Origin of the sequence: Entomohabitans teleogrylli, from assembly GCF_001484765.1 — a bacterium.
Classification (GTDB): Bacteria; Pseudomonadota; Gammaproteobacteria; order Enterobacterales; family Enterobacteriaceae; genus Entomohabitans; species Entomohabitans teleogrylli.
Map to the genome: position 1 here is coordinate 1 of NZ_KQ947389.1, position 18,658 is coordinate 18,658.

Consider the following 18,658-nt stretch of genomic DNA (forward strand, 5'->3'; position numbering starts at 1 on the left):
CCGGCCATCCACAAAAATTGCCGGCGATTTTAAGCCGGATTCAACCCCCCCGCGGTAAAATCGGGGATTTAAAAGGCATGTTTATTGCTGTTAGGGCGTTACCGGAACTTTCAGGAAATAATCGTTTCCAGGTAAGGGCTTTTGTTCTTGTTTTGAGGTTGTTGTAATTTTTTGCAGACTTCCCGCAGACTTCCCGCAGACTTCCCGCAGACTTNCAGACTTCCCGCAGACTTCCCGCAGACTTCCCGCAGACTTACAGCTATTTTTCAAAGAATTAAACCAGTCTTACCGCGACAATGATGCTGCAAACCAGACAATAAAATGGCAGCGGGAAATCCCCCCGTTGGAAATCGCTGTAACGAAGGCCGCGAGACAAGGACCCGGCGCCACGGATGGCGCCGGGAGGGCATGCCGAGACAGGACGTCGAGTCATGCCCGGTCCGTGGGATAAGGCCGGGAGTGGAAGGGACCGCGAAGCGGCGATTTCCGTTGCGGGGCCGCGAGGGGTGTCGGGGAGCGAGCGGGACGCTCCCCGACCCGTTCACTGATGACCGGAGTCAGCAAAAAGCACTAAACATAAAGTGAACGGAAAAGAGCGGAGCTTCAGACTCACTCCAGACTCATCGCGTGAGCGGAAAAAACAGCAACACCACAGACCAATGCCAGCCAGCATACCGCACCAGAACATCGAGTTATGCAGGTCCGCGGGATAAGGCCGGGAGTGGAAGGGACCGCGAAGCGGCGATTTCCGTTGCGGGGCCGCGAGGGGTGTCGGGGAGCGAGCGGGACGCTCCCCGACCCGTTCACTGATGACCGGAGTCAGCAAAAAGCAATAAACATAAAGTGAACGGAAAAAAGCGGAGCTTCAGACTCACTCCAGACTCACCGCGTGAGCGGAAAAAACAGTAACACCACAGACCGATGCCAGCCGGTATACCAAAACAGGACATCAAGTCATACCCGGTCCGCGGGACAAGGCCGGGAGCGGGACGCTCCCCGACCCGTTCACTGATAACCGGAGTCAACAAAGAGCACTAAACATAAAGTGAACGGAAAAAAGCGGAGCTTCAGACTCACATCCGACTCACCGCGTGAGCGGAAAAAACAGCAACACCACATAAGCGCAAAAACAAAAAAACTACCCCCTCCCCAGAGGCACCACCAGTGGCGTTCCCGCCACCGGATCCTCAATAATCATACAGCGCATCCCGTAAATCGCTTCGATCAGCTCCGCGCTGACAATCTCTCCCGGCGCTCCTTCGGCGACAATCTCGCCATCGCGTAACGCGATCAGATGGGTGGCGTAGCGGCAGGCCTGATTCAGATCGTGCAGCACCGCGGCCAGGGTGTATCCCTCGCGGCGGTTCAGATCGCTGAGTAGCTCCATCAAATCAATCTGATGACTGATATCCAGCCAGGTGGTCGGCTCGTCGAGCAGCAGAATCGATGTCTGCTGCGCCAGCACCATGGCGATCCACGCCCGTTGGCGTTGCCCGCCGGATAGCGTATCCACCGGCCGGTCGGCCAGCGCCATCATCCCGGTCGCCTCCATGGCGCGCGCCACCGCCTGCTCATCTTCCTGACGCCAGCGGCTGAACAACGGTTGATGAGGGTAACGCCCGCGCGCCACCAGCTCGCGCACACTGATATCTCCCGGCGCGCTGGCGTTCTGGGCCAGTAGACCGATACGCCGCGCCACCTCTTTGGTGGCCAGTTGTTGAATACTGCCGCCGTCCAGCAACACATCGCCATGCAGCGGCTTCATCAGCCGACTCAGGGTGCGCAGCAGCGTTGATTTCCCGCAGCCGTTAGGCCCGATAATGGCGGTAAATTTCCCTTCCGGCAGCGCCACGGTCATCTCCCGGGCGACAATATGTTTCCCGTAACCCAGCGTCAGCTGTTCGCCGCGCAGGCGGGCTGCGATATCTGCGTTCATCGTTTCCGGGACTCCTGAATCAGTAAAGCAATAAGATAGATCCCCCCCAGGCTGACGGTGACAACGCCTACCGGGAGTTGATAAGGCAGGAACAGGCGCTGAGCGCATAAATCGGCCGCCAGCAGTAGCAGGCCGCCGCACAGCGCAGACTGGAACAGTCCCCAGCGCGCGGTACCGCTGAGGCGCGCGGCGATATGCGGCGCGACCAGTGCAATAAATGAAATCGGGCCGCCCAGCGCAGTAGCGGCGGCGGTAAGGATCACCGCTGTCAACATCAGTAACAGACGCGAGCGCTCCACCGGCACCCCAAGAGCGCAGGCGCTGTCATCGCCCATTTCCAGTAGCCGCAGGCGTCTGACCAACAGCGAGGCGACCAGCAGCGTCACGACAATCAGCGGCGTGGCAGGAAAGATTTTTCCCCAGGTCAGGCCGTTCAACGAACCGGCATACCACAGTCCGGCGGAGAGTGCGGTTTCCAGCGACGCCTGTAACAGCAGCCAGGTATTAAACGCCACCAGCATGGCGCGCATCCCGATACCGATGATAATCAGCCGGAAAGCGTCAATACCGTTGCGCCAGGCGAGCCCCCAGACGGCGAAAGAGGTGAGTATTCCCCCCGCCATCGCCGCGGCGACTACGGCGGAGGTATTCTGGCCGAAGAATACCAGCGCAACCAGTACCCCGCTCCAGGCGCCGGCATTAAAACCCATCACATCGGGACTGCCGAGCGGGTTACGCATTAACGACTGGAAAATAGCGCCGCTGACGCCCAGCGCGGCGCCAATCAGCAGCGCCATCAGGACGCGCGGCAGACGCCATTCCACCACCACCAGAGAGACATTGCGCGGCGCGCTGCCGGTTAAACTGTTCAGCACCTGGCTGAGGGTCAGCGGCACCGCGCCGCCGGTCAGGCTCCAGGCGCTGAGCGCCAGCCCCGCAAGACCACACAGCAGTACCATCAGAATCAGGCGGGAGGAGAGGCGGCTCACTGGACACCTCCGTGGCGACGCTGGCGTACCAGCCAGATCAGCACCGGCGCGCCGATAAAGGCGCTGACCACCGATACGCGCAGCTCGCCGGGAACAATCAGCCGGCCAATAATATCGGCAATCAGCAGCAGCGCCGGCGTCGCCAGCAGCGTGACCGGCAATGACCAGCGATGATCCGGACCGACTATCCAGCGCGCCATATGGGGCAGCATCAGGCCGATAAAGGCTATCGGGCCTACCGCGGCGGTGGCGCTGCCGCACAGCAGGGTAATAGCGATAAGCCCGAGCAACTGGGTTCTCACCACCCGGTTGCCGAGCGCGGTGGCGGTATCGCTGCCCATACTCAGGCTGTTCAGGGCGCGCCCCAGCAGCAGGGCGATAGCGCTGCCGGCCAGTACTGGCCAGACCAGGGTTTGCAGAGTGATGGTAGTGCGGATGTCCAGCGAACCGGCCTGCCAGTAACGGAGCTGGTCATAGACCGCCGGGTTGAGCAGGGCGATACCGTTGCTTAACCCTTCCAGTACCGCGGCCAGCGCGACGCCCGCCAGCGTCAGACGCACCGGGCTGAGTTGCCCGCCGCCCTGGCTGCCGGTCAGGGCCACTGTCAGCGCCGCCAGCAGCGCGCCGCAGAACGCCAGCCCGGCCTGCGCCAACGGCGAGGTCGCGCCCCACAGCGCGGCGCCCAGTACAATGGCGAAACTGGCGCCGGAATTGACGCCCAGCAGTCCGGGATCGGCCAGCGGATTGCGGGTCAGCGTTTGCATCAGCGCCCCGGCCATGCCCAGCGCGCCGCCAGCCAGTAGCCCGGCGAGGGTGCGCGGCAATCGGGCATCCAGCACGACAGTACAATCGGCGCTGCGGCACTGCCCGCTGAGTGCATCCACGACGGTAGAAAAAGGAAGGGGTTTAGCGCCCAGCAGCAGGCTCAGTACTGCCACCAATAGCAGTAATACGACCAGACTCAGCAAAAGGGTAATGCGTGCCGGGGAACGGGAGACCAACATAACTTCTTTCCTGGTATTAATAATGATATTTATTATCGTTATTAGTTTTATTTATTTATGGTAGCATGAGCGGCCCTGATGTTGATAAGGAAAATTGCTTACTGCTTATCGCTACAGGACGCTTTTATTGGCCATTTTGAACCGGACCAGCGTTCGCACGCCGGCAGAGATGTTGTAAACGCGGCGGCGGCCTGAAGGGGAGTGCAGCGCATATCCTGACGCTCCATCGGTGTCCGGATTGGCTGTAACGATAACGCCTGGTGGACCAGGCATGAAGGCATGTCATGAACCGGGACTCTTTGCTACTCAATCTTAGCCTGTTAAAAACCAACCCCGCTTTTCGCGCCGTTTTTCTGGCCCGCTTTATTTCAATCCTCGCGCTGGGTCTGCTCGGCGTTGGCGTTCCGGTACAAATTCAAACCCTCACCGGCTCTACTTTTCAGGTCGGGATGTCCGTCACCCTGACCGGGAGCTCGATGTTTGTCGGCCTGATCGTCGGCGGCGTACTGGCCGATCGCCATGAGCGGCGACGCCTGATCCTGATGGCGCGCGCCACCTGCGGCATTGGGTTTATCGGCCTGTGCGTTAACGCGTTGCTGGCGCAGCCTTCGCTAGCGGCAATCTATCTGCTGGGCGTCTGGGACGGCTTTTTTGGCGCCATCGGCGTGACTGCGCTGCTGGCCGCCACGCCGGCGCTGGTAGGTCGGGAAAATCTGATGCAGGCCGGGGCGATCACTATGCTGACGGTGCGGCTGGGATCGGTTATCTCGCCGATGCTGGGTGGCGTGCTGCTCGCCTGGGGCGGCGTGGCCTGGAACTACGGGCTGGCGGCGCTGGGGACATTCATCACTCTGTTACCGCTGCTGAAACTGCCGGCGCTGATGCCGCCGGAGCGCCCCAGGGTGCATCCGCTGCGCGCGCTGCTGGCGGGGTTGGGATTTCTGGTGCGTAACCCGGTGGTGGGCGGCATCGCGCTGATTGGCGGGTTGTTGACCATGGCGACGGCGGTGCGGGTGCTGTACCCGGCGCTGGCCGGCGACTGGCAGATGAGCGCCGCGCAGATTGGGCTGATGTATGCCGCTCTGCCGCTGGGGGCCGCCGTCGGCGCCCTGACCAGCGGGCGTATTGCCCATGCGTCGCGGCCGGGAATGCTGTTACTGCTGAGCGCGGTGGCGGCGTTTATGGCCATCGGCGTATTCAGCCTGATGCCGGTGTGGGGGCTGGGGCTACTGTGCCTGGCGCTGTTTGGCTATCTGAGTTCTATCAGCTCGCTGTTGCAGTACACCCTGCTACAAACCCGGACGCCGGACGAGATGCTGGGGCGGATTAACGGTCTGTGGACCGCCCAGAACGTGACCGGCGACGCCATTGGCGCCGCGCTGCTGGGTAGTCTCGGCGTCATTATGACGCCCGCCGGTTCCGCCAGCGCCGCCGGCTGGACGCTGGCGGCGCTGGGCATGGTACTGACGCTATTGCTCAGCCAGCTGCGGCGCTTACCGCCGACGCCGCCGCCCGTGAAATCATGATGCCGGGAACAGCGTGGCCAGTCGCTCAAGCAGCCGTGTCGCACTGTAGTAGTCGAGGCGGAAGGTTTCGGTACCCAGCGCCCATACTCGCTGATGTGCAACGGCAGGCAGGTGCGCCAGCAGCGGATCCTGCTGTAGCGCGGCCGCTTCCTGGTCGCTGTTGGCGAACAGTAACAGCGACTGGCCATTCAGACCGGCAGAGAGGTTTTCGCCGCCCAGTTGAATAATGTCGTGGCGTTTCCCCTGGCTCTGGCTGGTTTGTAGCGTGGCGGGAGGTGTTGCGAGGGTGAAGCCGAGCTGTTCCAGCAACTGCCCCTGGGCAGAGGCGGGCGTCCACAAATTGGCGGTATGGGCGGCGGGGGTATACACCAGCGCGCTGACTGGCTGGGCTGGCAGTGTCATTTTCGCCCGCGCTTTGGCGAGGCGCTCGTTGAAATCGGCAATACGGGCGGCGGCCTGTTGCTCATGGCCGGTGATGGCGCCCAGATCGGTCAACAACTGCTGCCAGCTTTTATCGTCGTAGTTGATCACCAGGGTCGGCGCAATGGCGGAAAGCTGGTCGTAAAGGGCGAGAGCGGAATCGCCGCCGGTGGCGCTGATCAGAATCAGGTCGGGCATTTGCGCGGCGACTGCTTCAGCGCTGGGTTCGCCAATGTACAGACGCTGTACCTGGCGCTGGCGGGCGATATCGCCCCACTGGCGCAGAAAACCCTGGTTGTCCGCCACCCGGTTGCCCGGCGTGGTGGCGCCGCTGGCGACGATTGGGGCATCGATCGCCAGCAGCGAGCCGGTCAGGGTTACGCTGGTCGAGACAATGCGCGTCGGCGCCTGTGGCAGGGTATGTACCCCTTTGCTGTCGGTCACCTGGCGCGGCCAGTCGGCGGCAAAAGCCAGTGAGGAAAGTGCGAAAAACAGCGCGGCCAGCGCTGTGGCGGCACAAAGTCTGAAAAGGCTGAAAGTCACGACGGGTTATCCTGGTTTTAGGTTGTTAATGCTTCTCATTTTCACGGCAATCGTCATGCCGGGCAAGGGAAGAATAGGTAAAAAAATTTTTACCTTTAATTGACATGATGGGGTTCTGCGCTTAGGTTACCGAACCATAAATACAAATGATAATAATTATTAATTCACTTATCGTTTTAGTGGAGGTTTAGATGGATATGGCACTGATAGAAGGGCAAACACAGCCGTGTCCGGCGCCGGTAACCGATCGTTTTCTGTTCATGTCGCCGTTTCGCAGTCTCTGCGCATCCGGCTGTTTTACCCGCATTCATACGCCGGCTCAGGATGGCGACCAGTTGCACGGGCATTTCCAGAAAACGCTGGCGCAGGCATTTGACGCTGCCCGCCAGGCGGGAATTGCCGAGCCGGTGGTGGTCGGCGCGATCCCCTTCGATCCCCGGCGTCCGACGGAACTGGTGATTCCCCGCCACTACCAGTGGCTGTCCCGGGAGGCCTGCCAGGCGCAATTGCCGGCGGAGGCCCCGCCACGTCCGCAGGCGGTGTCGCGCCAGGAAATCCCGGATCGCCCGGTGTTCCTGGATATGGTGGCGCGCGGTGCCCGGGCGGCAGCCGGGCCGGCGGTGGACAAAGTGGTATTGTCGCGGCTGATTGATATTGCCTGCCGGCGGCCGCTCGACAGCCTGGCGTTAATGCGCCAGTTGGTGGCGCAAAACCCCGCCAGTTTCAATTTTCATTTCCCGCTCGCCGACGGCAGTGTGCTGCTGGGCGCCAGCCCGGAACTGCTGCTGCGCAAAGAGGGAAACCATTTTAGTTCGCTGCCGTTGGCCGGTTCAGCGCCGCGCCACGTCGATCGACAACTGGATTTACGGGAAGGCGAGGCGCTGATGCGTTCGGAAAAAGATCGCCATGAGCATCAGTTGGTGATCCAGGCGATGCGTAGCCAACTGTCCGGACGTTCGCTGCATCTGGAAGTGCCGCAAACGCCGTCATTGATTACCACCCCCACGCTATGGCACCTGGGAACGCCGATCGAAGGTCTGTGCCGCGCTGGGGAAAATGCCCTGTCGCTGGCCTGCCTGCTGCACCCGACGCCGGCGCTGAGCGGCTTCCCGCATCAGGCCGCCCGGGAGTTGATCGCCGAGCTGGAACCCTTCGACCGCGACCTGTTCGGCGGTATTGTCGGCTGGAGCGATGCGCAGGGCAACGGTGAGTGGGTGGTCACCATTCGCAGCGCGCGTTTGCAGGGCGAACGGGCGCGCTTTTTTGCCGGCGCGGGGATTGTCCCGGCCTCTTCTCCGGAATCTGAATGGCACGAAACCGGCGTTAAGCTCAGCACCATGCTGAAAGTATTTGGATTGCACTAAAGGAACGACTATGGCGATTGCATATAATCGATGGCCGGCGCCATTCGCGGCGCGCTATCGGGAAAAAGGATACTGGATCGATCTTCCCCTGACCGACATTCTGGAACGTCAGGCGAACAATGACGCGATCGCGTTGATCGACGGCGAACGGCAATACAGCTACCGGGAATTGAATGCCGCCGCCGATCGGCTGGCCGCGGCGCTGGGGCGTCGCGGTTTGCAGGCCGGGGACACTGCGCTGGTCCAGTTGGGCAACGTCGCTGAATTATGTATCGTCTTATTTGCCCTGCTGAAATGCGGCGTGGCGCCGGTTAACGCGTTGTTCAGCCATCAGCGTACCGAGCTGGAAGCGTATGCCGCTCAGGTTGAGCCGCGACTGGTGATTGCCGATCGTCACCACAGTCTGTTCGCTGACGATGCATTTATTAGCCGCCTGGCGGCGCTGTCGCCGGCGCTCAGCGTGGTGGCGCTGCTCCATGATGATGGCGAGCGGTCGCTGGCCGCGATGTTGGCGGAACCGATCGATAACGTTCGGGTCGCCCCATCGGCGGCGGACGAAGTGGCCTTTTTCCAGCTGTCCGGCGGCAGTACCGGCACGCCGAAGCTGATCCCGCGCACCCACAATGACTACTACTACAGTATCCGCCGCAGCGTGGAGATCTGCCGCTTTGACGATCGGACGCGCTTTCTGTGCGCCATTCCGGCGGCGCACAACTATGCGATGAGTTCCCCGGGTTGGCTGGGGGTATTTTATGGCGCTGGTTGTGTGGTGCTGGCCAGCGACCCCAGCCCGACCCTGTGTTTCCCGCTGATTAAAGCGCAGCAAATTAATGTTACGGCGTTGGTACCGCCGGCGGTCAGTCTGTGGCTGCAGGCGGTACAGGAGTGGGGTACCAGCGAGGCGCTGGCGTCACTGCAACTGCTCCAGGTCGGCGGGGCGCGTCTTTCCGAAGCGCTGGCGCGGCGCATTCCCCGGGAGCTGGGATGCCAGTTACAGCAGGTCTTCGGCATGGCGGAAGGGCTGGTGAACTATACCCGGCTGGATGACGATCCTGAGCGCATCTTCACGACGCAGGGGAAACCGATGTGCCCGGATGATGAAGTGTGGGCGGCGGACGAAGAGGGCAATCCGCTGCCTGTGGGGTGTGAAGGGCGCCTGATGACCCGCGGTCCCTACACCTTCCACGGCTATTACCGCAGCCCGGAACATAACGCGAAGTCCTTTGATGCCAACGGTTTTTACTGCTCCGGCGACCTGATCGTCATCGGCGAGGATGGCTATATCCGCGTAGTCGGGCGTGAGAAGGATCAGATCAACCGCGGCGGGGAGAAAATCGCCTCGGAAGAGGTGGAAAATCTGCTGTTGCGCCATGAGGCGATCCTCCATGCGGCGCTGGTGTCGATGGAAGATGAACTGATGGGCGAGAAGAGCTGCGCTTTTATTGTCGGGCAGCGCCCGATCAAAGCGGTGGAGGTGCGCCGCTATCTGCGCGAACTGGGCGTGGCGGATTACAAACTGCCGGATCGGGTGGAAATCGTTGACGAGCTGCCTCTGACGCCGGTTGGCAAAGTGGATAAGAAACGGCTGCGCCAGCAGATCGCTGAGCGCCGGCTGGCAATGAAATAACAGGAGACCGTATGGCTATCCCTAAACTGAACGCTTATGCGCTGCCCGGCGCGGCGGACATTCCCGCCAGTAAAGTAGACTGGGTTTTCGAACCCCAGCGCGCCGCGCTGTTAATTCACGATATGCAGGACTATTTCATCAATTTCTGGGGCGAGAACTGCCCGATGATCGAACAGGTGATTGCCAATATCGCCGCCCTGCGCCAGTTCTGTAAGCAGCAGCATATTCCGGTGTACTACACCGCCCAGCCCCACGGCCAGAGCGATGACGATCGGGCGCTGCTCAATGACATGTGGGGGCCGGGGATTAATCATCATCCGCAGCAGCAGGGCGTGGTGGCGGCGCTGACGCCGGACGAATCGGATAGCGTGCTGGTGAAGTGGCGCTATAGCGCGTTTATCCGCTCGCCGCTGGAGCAGGCGCTGAAAGAGACTGGCCGCGATCAACTGATTATCTGCGGCGTGTACGCCCATATCGGCTGCATGACCACGGCCACCGATGCCTTTATGCGCGATATCAAACCTTTTATGGTGGCGGATGCGCTGGCGGACTTCAGCCGCGAAGATCACATGATGGCTCTGAAATACACCGCCGGACGTACTGGTCGCGTGGTGCTGACCAGCGAGCTGCTGCCGGTGCCGCAAAGCAAGGCGCAACTGCGCGCGCTGGTCCTGCCGCTGCTTGATGAATCTGATGAACCGCAGGACGATGAGAACCTGATCGACTACGGCCTGGATTCGGTACGTATGATGGCGCTGGCGGCGCGCTGGCGGAAAGTGTACAGCGATATTGATTTCGTCATGCTGGCGAAAGCGCCGACCATCGATGCCTGGTGGGCGCTGCTGTCCCGGGAGCCGCGCCCATGAGCGGGGCGTCGTTCAGCGGCCAGACGGTATGGGTGACCGGGGCCGGGCGCGGTATCGGTTACCAGACGGCGCTGGCTTTCCATGAAGCCGGAGCCCGGGTCACCGGGCTGGATCTGGCATTCCCACAGGCGGAGTATCCGTTTGCCATCACCCAGGTGGATGTCGCCGACGCTTCCCGGGTGGCGGAAGTGACCCAGCGTTTGCTGAAAGAGAATCCGCGTCTGGATGTGCTGGTGAATGCCGCAGGGATCCTGCGTATGGGGGCGACCGATGCGCTCAGTCAGCAGGCCTGGAAAGAGACGTTCGATGTCAACGTCGGCGGAGCGTTTAACCTGTTTCAGGCGACCATGGAAGTGTTCCGCCAGCAGCGCGGCGGGGCGATCGTAACCGTCGCTTCTGACGCCGCGCACACTCCGCGCATCGGGATGTCGGCCTATGGGGCGTCGAAGGCGGCGTTGAAGAGCCTGGCGCTGACCGTCGGGCTGGAACTGGCCAGCTTTGGGGTGCGCTGCAATCTGGTGTCGCCCGGGTCGACGGATACCGATATGCAGCGTGATATGTGGCAAACGCCGGACGCTGAACAGCAGCGTATCCGCGGCTTCGCGGAGCAGTTCAAGCTGGGTATCCCGCTGGGTAAAATTGCCAGGCCGCAGGAAATAGCCGCCGCCATTCTGTTCCTGGCGTCGCCGGCGGCCAGCCATATCACGCTGCAGGATATAGTGATTGACGGCGGTTCCACCCTGGGGGCCTAGGGCTAAGCGCCGCGCCTGTGGATGACCAAAGACCACAAGGGAAACCAGGTGGTCTTTGTCATTTGGCCAGAAAATCAATACATTGCTTCAGTCGAGGGCCGTAGAGCGCCCGACCTTTTATCAACGTTTCCCGGGGAGCGCGGGCTGTCCGGGCCATGAGCGGAAAATGGCATGATCTGGAAACGAGTTTTAACGCTGGACGAGCTAAACGCCACCAGCGATCAGACCCTGGTGGCGAATCTGGGTATTCGCTATACCCGGCTTGATGACGATACCCTGGAGGCGGAAATGCCGGTGGATCCCCGGACGGTGCAGCCATTTGGCCTGCTGCACGGCGGCGCTTCCGCGGCGCTGGCGGAAACCCTGGGGTCAATGGCCGGCTTTTTGACCTCCGCCGAAGGGCAGTGCGTGGTGGGAACCGAAATCAGCGCCACTCATCACCGGGCGGTGACCGGCGGCGTGGTGCGCGGGGTATGTCAGGCGCTGCATCTCGGGAAAACCAGTCAGTGCTGGGAAATCGCCATTTATGACGAGCGCGATCGGCGCTGTTGTACCAGCCGGCTGAGTACTATGCTGCTCGGCTAAGGCGCGGGTAGCGGGAGCGGGTCTGCGGCGGCATCTGGCTGGCGCCGCTCCCGGGTTGTTGCGCCACGGTCTCGCACACCTGCCGGTTGATGCTTATATCCCTGTAAAATGTACAGTTATCCCCTGTTTTTCTGCTCTTCTCCTGGCAAACTTTTTTCTTCGCGATACAGTTAATAGTGATCACGTTAACAATATCGTTAAAAGCTGTGCTTCAGGACGTTTTTCCCCTGTTAGTGGATTGTGAAATCGGGTCCAATGTCCTGGAAACAAAATGTAACATCTTCCTTTGCACAGATTTACACAACGGTACCCACTATGAACAAGTCAGGGAAATTCCTTATCTGGATTGCGCTCTCGCTGCTGGGAGCCTTTTCTCTCGGTTATATTGCTCTAAACCGCGGGGAGCAAATCAATGCCCTGTGGATTGTTGTTGCCGCGGTCTGCGTGTATTTGATCGCTTATCGTTACTACGGGTTGTATATCGCCCGGCGCGTTCTGTCTGTGGACCCGACACGTATGACGCCGTCGGTACGGCATAACGACGGGCTGGACTATGTGCCTACCGATAAGAAAGTGCTGTTCGGTCACCATTTTGCGGCTATCGCCGGCGCCGGTCCGCTGGTGGGCCCGGTTCTGGCGGCGCAGATGGGGTATCTGCCCGGGATGATCTGGATCCTTGCCGGGGTGGTGCTGGCCGGCGCGGTGCAGGACTTTATGGTGCTGTTCGTCTCCACCCGCCGCGACGGGCGTTCGCTCGGGGAACTGGTGAAAGAGGAGATGGGCAATACCGCCGGGGTTATCGCGCTGGTGGCCTGCTTTATGATTATGGTGATTATCCTTGCGGTACTGGCCATGATCGTTGTGAAAGCGCTGACCCACAGCCCATGGGGGACGTATACCGTCGCCTTTACCATTCCGCTGGCTATCTTCATGGGGATCTACACCCGCTATATCCGCCCCGGGCGCATTGGCGAAGTGTCGATTATCGGTCTGGTGCTGCTGATTTTCGCCATTATTTCCGGCGGATGGGTGGCGCAGAGCGAAACCTGGGCGCCGTATTTTGACTTTACCGGCGTACAACTGACCTGGATGCTGGTGGGTTATGGGTTTGTGGCGGCGGTGCTGCCGGTGTGGCTGCTGCTGGCGCCGCGCGACTATCTCTCCACCTTCCTGAAAATCGGTACCATTGTCGGACTGGCGATCGGTATTCTGATCATGCGTCCAACGCTGCAGATGCCTTCCCTGACCAAATTTATTGATGGTACCGGGCCGGTATGGGCCGGGGATCTGTTCCCGTTCCTGTTTATTACCATTGCCTGCGGCGCAGTATCGGGTTTCCACGCGCTGATCTCCTCCGGCACCACGCCGAAGATGCTGGCTAACGAAGATCAGGCCTGCCTGATCGGCTACGGCGGCATGCTGATGGAGTCGTTTGTGGCGATCATGGCGCTGGTGGCGGCCTGTGTTATTGACCCGGGCGTCTATTTCGCCATGAATAGCCCGATGGCGGTGCTGGCGCCGGCCGGAACAACGGATGTCGTCGCTTCCGCCGCTCAGGTGGTGAGTAGCTGGGGCTTTCAGATAACACCGGATACCCTGACGCGGATCGCTGATGAAGTCGGCGAGCAGAGTATTATCTCCCGCGCCGGCGGGGCGCCGACCCTGGCGGTGGGGATGGCCTATATTCTGCACGGTGCGCTGGGCGGCTTAATGGATGTCTCCTTCTGGTATCACTTCGCTATCCTGTTTGAGGCGCTGTTCATTCTGACCGCGGTGGATGCAGGTACTCGCTCCGCGCGCTTTATGCTCCAGGATCTGCTGGGGGTTGTCTCTCCGGGGCTGAAGCGTACCGATTCGCTGCCGGCTAACCTGCTGGCAACGGCGTTGTGCGTGCTGGCCTGGGGTTACTTCCTCCATCAGGGGGTTGTGGATCCACTGGGCGGCATTAACACCCTGTGGCCGCTGTTCGGTATCGCTAACCAGATGCTGGCCGGGATGGCGCTGATGCTGTGTGCGGTGGTGCTGTTCAAGATGAAGCGCCAGAGATTCGCCTGGGTGGCGCTGGTGCCGACGGCATGGCTGCTGGTCTGTACGCTGACCGCCGGCTGGCAGAAAGCCTTCAGCGCTGATGCGAAAGTCGGCTTCCTGGCGGTGGCCAATAAGTTCCAGGCGATGATCGACAGCGGGGCGATTCCGCCGCAGTATACGGAATCACAGTTGGCGCAACTGGTGTTTAACAACCGTCTGGATGCCGGTCTGACTATCTTCTTTATGGTTGTGGTGGTGGTACTCGGGTTGTTCTCGATCAAGACCGCTCTGCAGTCGCTGAAGTCGGACAAACCGACGGCCAGAGAAACACCTTACGAGCCGATGCCGGAAAACTACCGCGAGATCGTCTCCCAGGCGAAAAGTGCTCACTAATTGCCTGAACGGTATTGACTGAACGCGGCGGGGCGGATAGCGTGGCAGCTATTCGCCCTGTCGCACAATGATTCGCCCTGAGAGGTACCCCGATGTTTGATACCCTTGCCAAAGCAGGAAAATATCTCGGCCAGGCCGCCAAACTGATGGTGGGGATGCCGGATTATGACAATTATGTTGAACATATGCGCGTGACCCATCCGGATCAAACGCCTATGACCTATGAAGAGTTTTTCCGCGATCGCCAGGATGCGCGCTATGGCGGTAAAGGCGGCGCGCGCTGCTGCTGAATTTTTTGGTCTTCCCCGGTTCCTGGTATTAATCCTGCTACCGGGATTCCGGTTATCTCTCCACCACCTTTTCTGAATTCGTTCGCCCTCCCGGTTATCAGACAGACCTTTCCTGCATAGCGCCCAATGATTCTTTTTTATCCTGCGCTGGCGAATTAATGTTAAATAAAACAAGCTAAGCCATTAAATACAGAGAATTTGCGGTTTTCGATATGTTTTTTGTTATATAGCGAATTTGTATGATTTATAAGCGAAAATAAACCTCCCTGCGTCTTCTTAAATAACCCCAGGTTATTACCCTGCTGTCGATAATGAATGGATAATATTTGTCTTAACTCCGCTTATGATTTTATCTTATTGATATTAAAGGGAGTGATTATTTTTCTGGTTGTTTTTGTATTAATTATCATCAATAAAATCCCCGGCTACTCCTTTATTGTTATTTTTTGATGTTAAACAGAACAATGTGTCAAACAGTGTCTATAATTTTCCGGGAGATGGTGTCGTATCGTAGTTTAAATAATACTCATAAACGGATTACTCTATGAATAATCAAAAAAGATTCTCCGGCAGACGCCGGGGATGGCTGTGGCTTTTATTGCTGGGCGCCATACTGGGGGCGGTATTACTGGCAGGCACTGCGACGGTAATGCATAAAACCAGCGATACTGAATTCTGTGTTTCCTGCCATACCATGCAACAGCCGCTGGCGGAATATCAGGGCAGTGTTCACTTTCAGAACCCGAAAGGTATTCGCGCCGAATGCGCCGACTGCCACGTTCCTCATCAGCCGCTGGACTACCTGACCACCAAAATTGGCGCACTGAAGGATGTCTGGGGGGAAATGACCGGCAAAATTGATACGCCGGAAAAATACGAAGCCCACAAACTGGCGATGGCGCAGAGTGTCTGGGACACGCTGAAGAAGAATGACTCCGCCACCTGCCGTTCCTGCCATGACTACAAGGCGATGGACATTCTGGCCCAGTCGCCGGAAGCGCGTCAGCAACATCCGGTTGCTATTAAAGAAGGGGAAACCTGTATCGACTGCCATAAAGGGGTCGCGCATATTCTGCCGAATATGAGCAGTCTGGCGGCGGCAGGAGCCAGTGAACTGGCGAGCGCGGCGGCGAAAACCCCGGATTCCGCCACGACGCTGTACACCATCGAAACTCAACCTTTCTTCCTTTCCGCGCAGGATACCCGGCATTCCGCCGGTAACCTGATGCCATCCACCGAAGTGCAGGTGGTGAAACACGACGGCGACATGGTGCAGGCCGACGTAAAAGGCTGGCAGCAGGACGGCGTGGCGGAAGCTTTCTATGCCGCTCAGGGGAAACGTATTCTCAGTGTGCTACTGGGGGATGATGCCCGTAAACAGCTGAAAACCCTGAGTACCATTACCGATAAAGAGACCGGCCAGGTGTGGCATGAAGTGGCGCTGCAGGTCTGGCTGCCGAAGAAAAACCTGATCGACGATCAGCAGAAAATTTGGCGCTACGCCTCTGACATGATGTCTTCCAACTGTACCGGTTGTCATGGCCTGACCGCCCTGGATCGCTTTAATGCTAACCAGTGGATTGGGGTGGTGAAAGGAATGGCCGGCCGCACGTCGCTGTCTCAGGAACAGATTCGCGTTCTGACCCAGTACGTCCAGAAACACGCCAGCGACATGAACAGCGCGCAAAAACAATAAGGAGCCATGATGAAAAACCATAAATCATACGACATGGCTGACGGCAGTCAGCAGCCAGCCATGCAACTGACCCGCCGCCGTTTTGTTACCGGAGCCGGCGCTCTGCTGGCCGCGGCGGCGTTGCCTGGCGGCCTGTGGCCGAAGTCCGCGCTGGCGCAGGCGATAAGCGAAGCGTTGCCGCAGTTTGTCGCGTTGCGCCAGGCGCAGAAAGGCATTCTGACCGGGGCCCACTGGGGCGCGTTTGAGGCGCTGGTGGAAAACGGCAAAATGGTCGGGGTTCAGCCAGTCCAGGACGATCCGGTGCCGAACGAGCTGATCACCATGGCGCCGTATCAGGTACACGCGGAAAACCGGGTACAATATCCGGTGGTGCGCAAAAGCTGGCTGGAGGGCGGGCCGCACAATAGCCGTCCGGAACTGCGCGGCCGCGATGAGTGGGTACGCGTCAGCTGGGATAAAGCGTTCACGCTGGTGGCGGATGAGATTCGTCGTCTGCAAAAAGATCATGGCCCACAATCTATCTACGCCGGTTCGTATGGCTGGAAAAGTGTTGGAATGCTGCATAACGCCCGTACTCTGTTACAGCGGATGATGAATCTCGCTGGGGGATTCCAGGGCTACGCTGGTGATTACTCCACCGGCGCCGCGCAGGTCATCATGCCGCACGTGGTGGGATCGGTTGAAGTGTATGAGCAGCAGACCGCCTGGCCGAATGTTATCGACAATAGCCAACTGGTGGTGATGTGGGGATGCAACCCGCTGATCACTCTGAAAAACAGCTGGAACGTGCCGGATCACGTCGGGCAGACCGGGTTTGAGGCGCTGAAGAAGAAAGGCACCCGGATGATCAGTATCGATCCGGTGCATAACGACAGCGCCAGGGAACTGGGTGCCGAGTGGATTGCGCCGCGCCCCTATACCGACTGTGCCATGATGGCCGGTATTGCTCACACCCTGCTGGCGGAAAAACGCCATAACGAAGATTTCCTGAAGACCTATACCGTCGGCTTTGACAAATTTACCGATTACCTGACCGGCAAGGACGACGGCGTGGTGAAAGATGCCGACTGGGCGGCGGATATTTGCGGTGTAAATGCCGATACCCTGCGCCAGTTGGCCCGGGATATGGCGCAGAACCGCACTATGCTGATGGGCGGCTGGGGGATCCAGCGCCAGCATCACGGCGAACAGCAACACTGGATGCTGGTGACGCTGGCTGCCATGCTCGGCCAGATAGGCCTGCCGGGCGGCGGTTTCGGCTTCAGCTACCACTATTCGTCCGGCGGTAGTCCGACGGCGAAGGGAGGAATTCTGGCGGGGATCTCCGCCGGTCAGCCGACGTCGGCGGCAGGGGCGGCGCTGGCGCCGTTCCCGGTGGCGCGTATCGCCGATTGCCTGGCGAATCCGGGCAAAACTATCGATTTCAACGGCAGTAAAGTGACCTACCCGGATGTGAAAATGGTGTATGTGGCCGGGGGCAACACCTTCCACCAGCATCAGGATACCAATAATCTGGTGCGGGCGTGGCAGCATCCGGAAACCATCGTGGTCAACGAGCCGTACTGGACCGCTACCGCCAAACATGCCGATATTGTGCTGCCAGCCACCACAACCTATGAACGCAATGATATGGACATGGGCGGCGATTACTCGCAACTGTATGTCTTCCCGCTGCGTCAGTGCGTGCCGCCGCAGCATGAATCGAAGAATGATTTCGATATCTTTGCCAGTATCGCAGACAAACTGGGTTTCCACGACGCCTTTACCGAAGGCAAGGATGAGACCCTGTGGCTGAAAGGGATGTACGATGATCTGAAAACCCAGGCGCGTACCGCCCGGGTGGCATTGCCGCCGTTTGACATGTTCTGGGCATCCAACAACTACATTCGTTTCCCGATCCCGGAAGAGAACAAACAGTGGGTGCGCTTTGCCGATTTCCGCGATAATCCGCTGCTGAATCCACTCGGTACGCCGTCCGGCAAAATTGAGATCTATTCCGATGCGGTGGCGAAGATGGGCTATGAGGACTGCAAGGGGATCCCCACCTGGATGCCGCCCCATGAGTGGTACCGCGGCCCGGAGGCGGCGCAGTACCCGCTGTCCCTGAATACCGGTCATCCGATTAATCGCCTGCATTCTCAACTGGACAATACGCCGCTGCGTAAGAAATATGCGGTGGCGGATCGGGAAGCGGTGTGGATCCACCCGAAAGATGCCCAGGCGCGCGGTATTAAGGATGGCGACCTGCTGCGGGCGTACAACGATCGCGGCCAGATTCTGGTGGGGGCGGTGGTGACGGAAAATGTCCGCGAAGGGGTGGTGCGTATCAGCGAAGGAGCGTGGTTCGACCCGGCCGATCCGGCCCAGCCCGGTTCGCTATGCAAAAATGGCAACGTGAACTGCCTGACTTTCGATATCGGCTCCTCCAGCCTGGCGCAGGGTAATTGTGGGCAGATGGCGCAACTGGAGATCGAGAAGTACAGCGGGCCGGTATTGCAGAATACCGCGCACAGCGTGCCGCAGGGAGCGTAGCAAAGACGCTGTTACCTGCGGTGAGCGTAACATCCCCAATCCCGCGCCTTCTGGCGCGGGATTTTTTTGTGCACAGAAAACCCCCAGCTAGGCTGGGGGTTCCGGAA

The 18,658-nt window shown here is 59.5% G+C and carries 14 protein-coding genes; 10 read left to right on the forward strand and 4 right to left on the reverse strand.

Annotation, left to right across the window (positions count from 1 at the left end; all coding sequences use genetic code 11):
• Positions 1 to 1,138: 1,138 nt before the first annotated feature.
• The 3 genes from fepC to fepD are packed head-to-tail and all read right to left on the reverse strand — an operon-like array spanning position 1,139 to position 3,929.
• On the reverse strand, positions 1,139 to 1,936 hold the full coding sequence (gene fepC / locus AQ981_RS12525; protein WP_058912085.1) for an iron-enterobactin ABC transporter ATP-binding protein: 798 nt from the start codon (positions 1,934 to 1,936) through the stop codon (positions 1,139 to 1,141).
• A complete protein-coding gene (gene fepG / locus AQ981_RS12530) occupies positions 1,933 to 2,895 on the reverse strand; it encodes an iron-enterobactin ABC transporter permease (RefSeq protein WP_058912097.1) in 963 nt (320 codons plus the stop codon). Before fepG ends, fepC begins: the two co-directional genes overlap by 4 nt.
• 26 nt (positions 2,896 to 2,921) lie before the next feature.
• Positions 2,922 to 3,929: a Fe(3+)-siderophore ABC transporter permease gene (gene fepD / locus AQ981_RS12535; protein ID WP_058912086.1), complete on the reverse strand. Its 1,008-nt coding sequence runs from the start codon at positions 3,927 to 3,929 to the stop codon at positions 2,922 to 2,924.
• 284 nt (positions 3,930 to 4,213) lie between these two features.
• On the opposite strand from fepD, the gene entS reads away from it, so the two are divergent.
• On the forward strand, positions 4,214 to 5,455 hold the full coding sequence (entS, locus tag AQ981_RS12540) for an enterobactin transporter EntS (protein WP_058912087.1): 1,242 nt from the start codon (positions 4,214 to 4,216) through the stop codon (positions 5,453 to 5,455).
• Here the strand turns inward: entS and fepB are convergent.
• Positions 5,450 to 6,379 (reverse strand): Fe2+-enterobactin ABC transporter substrate-binding protein, encoded by a 930-nt coding sequence (fepB, locus tag AQ981_RS12545; RefSeq protein WP_058912098.1) that lies wholly within the window; start codon positions 6,377 to 6,379, stop codon positions 5,450 to 5,452. The two genes, entS and fepB, sit on opposite strands and share 6 nt — an antisense overlap.
• A 230-nt stretch (positions 6,380 to 6,609) precedes the next feature.
• Between fepB and AQ981_RS12550 the strand changes: the two genes are divergently transcribed.
• From AQ981_RS12550 to torA, 9 genes are all read left to right on the forward strand, one after another.
• Entirely contained in the window at positions 6,610 to 7,782 is a 1,173-nt protein-coding gene (locus tag AQ981_RS12550) for an isochorismate synthase (RefSeq protein WP_058912088.1), read from the forward strand.
• A 10-nt stretch (positions 7,783 to 7,792) separates the two neighbouring features.
• Positions 7,793 to 9,409, forward strand: a complete 1,617-nt coding sequence (locus tag AQ981_RS12555) for a (2,3-dihydroxybenzoyl)adenylate synthase (RefSeq protein ID WP_058912089.1) — start codon at positions 7,793 to 7,795, stop codon at positions 9,407 to 9,409.
• A gap of 11 nt (positions 9,410 to 9,420) precedes the next feature.
• Complete coding sequence (locus tag AQ981_RS12560; RefSeq protein ID WP_058912090.1) at positions 9,421 to 10,275, forward strand: isochorismatase; 855 nt, start codon at positions 9,421 to 9,423, stop codon at positions 10,273 to 10,275.
• Positions 10,272 to 11,027: a 2,3-dihydro-2,3-dihydroxybenzoate dehydrogenase gene (dhbA, locus tag AQ981_RS12565; protein WP_058912091.1), complete on the forward strand. Its 756-nt coding sequence runs from the start codon at positions 10,272 to 10,274 to the stop codon at positions 11,025 to 11,027. The genes AQ981_RS12560 and dhbA overlap by 4 nt, the downstream gene beginning before the upstream one ends.
• Positions 11,028 to 11,198: 171 nt before the next feature.
• Positions 11,199 to 11,612, forward strand: coding sequence for a proofreading thioesterase EntH (entH, locus tag AQ981_RS12570; protein ID WP_058912092.1), 414 nt, complete (start codon positions 11,199 to 11,201; stop codon positions 11,610 to 11,612).
• Positions 11,613 to 11,927: 315 nt separating this feature from the next.
• Positions 11,928 to 14,033 carry a pyruvate/proton symporter CstA gene (gene cstA / locus AQ981_RS12575; protein ID WP_058912093.1) on the forward strand — a complete coding sequence of 702 codons (2,106 nt, stop codon included), beginning with the start codon at positions 11,928 to 11,930 and terminating at the stop codon, positions 14,031 to 14,033.
• A gap of 92 nt (positions 14,034 to 14,125) precedes the next feature.
• Positions 14,126 to 14,323, forward strand: a complete 198-nt coding sequence (locus AQ981_RS12580) for a YbdD/YjiX family protein (RefSeq protein ID WP_058912094.1) — start codon at positions 14,126 to 14,128, stop codon at positions 14,321 to 14,323.
• 544 nt (positions 14,324 to 14,867) lie between these two features.
• A complete protein-coding gene (locus tag AQ981_RS12585; RefSeq protein WP_058912095.1) occupies positions 14,868 to 16,019 on the forward strand; it encodes a NapC/NirT family cytochrome c in 1,152 nt (383 codons plus the stop codon).
• A gap of 33 nt (positions 16,020 to 16,052) precedes the next feature.
• On the forward strand, positions 16,053 to 18,551 hold the full coding sequence (torA, locus tag AQ981_RS12590) for a trimethylamine-N-oxide reductase TorA (RefSeq protein WP_420809757.1): 2,499 nt from the start codon (positions 16,053 to 16,055) through the stop codon (positions 18,549 to 18,551).
• Positions 18,552 to 18,658: the final 107 nt, after the last annotated feature.